The organism is Pseudoneobacillus rhizolycopersici, assembly GCF_054786815.1.
This window is the reverse complement of sequence record NZ_JBTOOE010000175.1, coordinates 1-252: the sequence shown is the minus strand read 5'-3', so window position 1 is coordinate 252 and position 252 is coordinate 1. Positions and strand designations below refer to the sequence as shown.

General features: G+C 51.2%; 1 protein-coding gene. It reads right to left on the bottom strand.

Annotation, left to right across the window (positions count from 1 at the left end; translation table 11 throughout):
- Window positions 1-252 (bottom strand): hypothetical protein (locus ACX9YW_RS23310; RefSeq protein ID WP_460351149.1); only part of this gene is annotated, 252 nt, incomplete at both ends.

Here is a 252-nt window from a genome sequence, read left to right as displayed (position 1 = left end):
CGATTTCCGCTTCTTGAATTTGACGTTCGGTGCTAATACGGCTCTGTTCAGCCTCTCGGCGGCGTTCCGCTTCAAATACGGCAATATTAGCGCTTTGCTCTGCGCTGCGAGTTTTTACCTGCTGCTCTTGGTCAAAGGTCATGAACGATTCTTGTTGCTCAATTTCCAGCTTACGTGACATGGCATCGCGGTTCTTTTCACGTACGGCGACTTCAATGTCTTGCTCGACTTCGTTACGTTCACGGCGGCGGC